General features: G+C 52.4%; 2 protein-coding genes and 2 pseudogenes. 1 reads left to right on the forward strand and 3 read right to left on the reverse strand.

Annotation, left to right across the window (positions count from 1 at the left end):
• Positions 1–231: 231 nt before the first annotated feature.
• Together KDX37_RS29960 and KDX37_RS28920 are read right to left on the reverse strand one after the other, a co-directional pair.
• Positions 232–456 (reverse strand): annotated as a pseudogene (locus KDX37_RS29960) (glutathione S-transferase N-terminal domain-containing protein); the annotation flags it as partial.
• Positions 457–554: 98 nt separating this feature from the next.
• Positions 555–1,316: an SDR family oxidoreductase gene (locus tag KDX37_RS28920; protein ID WP_231656595.1), complete on the reverse strand. Its 762-nt coding sequence runs from the start codon at positions 1,314–1,316 to the stop codon at positions 555–557.
• A gap of 351 nt (positions 1,317–1,667) precedes the next feature.
• Here KDX37_RS28920 and KDX37_RS28925 point away from each other — a divergent pair.
• A pseudogene (locus KDX37_RS28925) lies at positions 1,668–2,257 on the forward strand (TetR/AcrR family transcriptional regulator).
• 21 nt (positions 2,258–2,278) lie between these two features.
• On the opposite strand, the gene KDX37_RS28930 reads toward KDX37_RS28925, so the two are convergent.
• Positions 2,279–2,881, reverse strand: a 603-nt coding sequence (locus KDX37_RS28930; protein WP_231656596.1) for a LysR substrate-binding domain-containing protein, incomplete at its 5' end; no start/stop codon positions are given.

A 2,881-nucleotide genomic window follows, 5' to 3' on the forward strand; every position in this document is an offset into this window, starting at 1 on the left:
CGCGGTTACCGACGCAGCGAGCGAGTGAGATTGAGCAACTGCTGCCGCATCAGTGGGTATCTGCCTAAGTCGTGCAAGATGACTTCGGCGGACGCTTACATCTATACGCGGGCTCAGCAAGAAGCTGTTGGCTTTGTGCATCTCGGTGGCGATGAAATTGACGGTCTCCAGCAAGCGAATACGTTCCATGGTTCCATGTGCCGGAGCAGGCTTCAGGTGAGGAACCTGATCTGCCAGGTAAGTCAGAATGATCGCTACTTCACCGATTCGCTCGCCTCCTTCTAACTCAAGGAGAGGAACATATCCTTTAGGATTGATGTCATGAAAGTCAGTACCGTCGGGCAGCGACTGATTGCAGAGATCGACCTCAAGCAACGTGAACGGAAGTCCTGTTTCGTGCAAGATAATCTGCGCTGCCAGCGAGTAAGTATCAGGCGAATAATAAAGTGTCATCATCAAGCTTTACTCGCTTCACGTTTAAAAAGCAGAGTCACCTGCCCGCCTTAAATCCAAACGGCCGGAGCTCCAAAGGCACACCCCGACTATCCGTGCTCTTAGTATCCCGAAGCCTTGGCTAACTGCCGTAAAGCAAACTCAGGTGCGATTCGGCTTAGTATTTTCAGCATTTGACTCAAGCCTGGCCGAATCTCGGTCTTTCCTGCCGCAATCCCTGCCATCACCTGATCCACCATCTTGGCGAGTGGCATCGGCGGTGGGCCTTTGGAGTCGTGATCACTCACCAGTTTTTTAAACAGTTCCGTGTCGGTACTCGGTGGTGCAACTTCAACCACAGTGAGTGAGCTTTTTTTGACCTGCACACGCAGTGCTCGTGTATAGGCATGCAGCCCAGCTTTTGCGGCGCTGTAAATCGGGGCAGCCGTAAAAGGTACGAATGCAAGGCCCGAAGTGACATTGATAATCACTGGCTCAGGGCGAGTCAGAAGGTGAGGCAGAAATTGTTGAACCATTCGAATAGGGCCATTCAGGTCAACGTCAACTTCAGTCCCGACATCGTCGAGCGAGCGAAGCTCAGACAATCTGATGTTTCGCATAATGCCTGCGTTGTTCACCAGAATATCGAGGGTCGGGAACTCTCGCATGATTCGCTCATGCAACTTCACTATGTCATCAGGACGTCCAACGTCGCTTCGAATGGCATGCAAACCCGGCAACTCATTTTGTGCTGCCTGAAGCTTCGAATCATCACGTCCGGTAATGATGACGACATTTCCCATCTTCAAAAACCGTTGCGCGAGTTCGAGGCCTATGCCGCTGGATCCACCCGTAATCAGCACCGTTTTTCCGCTAAGATTCATCGCTGCAACTCCGTCGATTGCTGTGTGATCGCAACTGCCTCAACGGTTCCGCCGAGCCATGAAGGTTTAGCCATGGTTATGTCTGAACTGCTGATCTTGGTTTTAAATCTTCTATCGGCACTGCACATAGTAAACTTCATTAGCGTCGATTAAGCGGATTACTGTCCGTTTTCAGAAATTTACCGGACAGCTGTCCGTCTTGCAATCGAGCCGGGAGAAGATTTATGTCCGCGTATGTCTGGAGGTGATACACGCGGTGACCGAAAAGGCCGATTTTGCCAAGCGTGTTATCTTCTTTTCGATTTGCGGTGCTAAAGGAACAGATTTGTGTCCGATAACGACGAATTAGTCATGCGTGCTGATGCCAAGAGAAACCGTGAGCGCATTTTGCGGATAGCTGTCGAGGAGTTAACGCTCTCCCCTACCATCGCTTTAAGCGTAATCGCCAAAAAGGCCGGAGTGGGGCAAGGCACGTTCTACAGGCATTTTTCCAGTGCAAAGATCTGGTGCTAGGCGTATATCAGCATGAGATGAGTCACGTCGCTGCAATGGCAGATGAGTTACTAGGCTCAAGGCCGCCCCGCGCGGCTCTGCGCACATGGATGCATTGCCTGGCCGAATATGCGATGACCAAGGCTGGGCTGGCTAAGGCAATCCAGCAGGCGTCGGCGACTCATCAGTTCCCGGGAAAGTCGGGGTATACGCCGATCCGGACTGCGGCTGAAAAGCTCCTGATGGCTAACGAAAGTGCCGGCACAATCCGCCAAGGAGTTACCACAGATGACTTCTTCCTGGCGATTGCCGGGATTTGGCAAATAGATTCGCGGGGAGAGTGGCAGTCAAGGCTGTCGCGATTGATGGATTTGGTGATGGACGGGCTTTGTGCAGGCAGCATCAATGACGAGAACGATACGCCGCGTCCGCTCAAAGATGCCAAGTGACGCGTTACGAAAGACAGGTTTTCAGTTTTCATCCGTTTGGGAGCGCCGAGGATACCGCAGTGCGTCAACCAGTAGACTGAACGCTGGCGATGATTGAAGGCGACTGGGATAATACAGGTGAAATCCTGCGAACGGCGGACACCATTCGTGCAGAACTCGAATCAGGCTACCGTTCTCGACGTGCGGGTGAACAAGCGTCTCCGGCAGATAAGCCAGTCCTGCCCCGCTCCGACAGGCATCAAGTGTTTGATAAACGCCATTGACGACGAGTTGCCCACTCACCTGAATATTCTTGGTGATACCTTCTTTTTCAAACTCCCAAGTATAGATGCCGCCATGTGTTGGGAATCGCATGTTGATGCAGTTATGACTGTCTAGATCGCGGGGTTCTCCAGGTGGCACATGCACCGAGAAATAGTCGGGAGTCGCTACGACGGCCATACGCATGTCAGCGGCAATCCGTGTAGCGATCATTCCCTCTCCCACTGTGTCGCCATATCGAACGCCAGCGTCATACCGGTCGGCTGTAAGCGCTCCATAAACCCCACCTGGCAAAAGATAGGTAAAGCGCTTAGCTGTGAAGTCGAGGTTCGCAGTTCCACGGCAGCAAGGCTTCGTAATCCT

It is taken from the genome of Pseudomonas californiensis, from assembly GCF_021147775.1.
Taxonomy (GTDB): Bacteria; Pseudomonadota; Gammaproteobacteria; order Pseudomonadales; family Pseudomonadaceae; genus Aquipseudomonas; species Aquipseudomonas californiensis.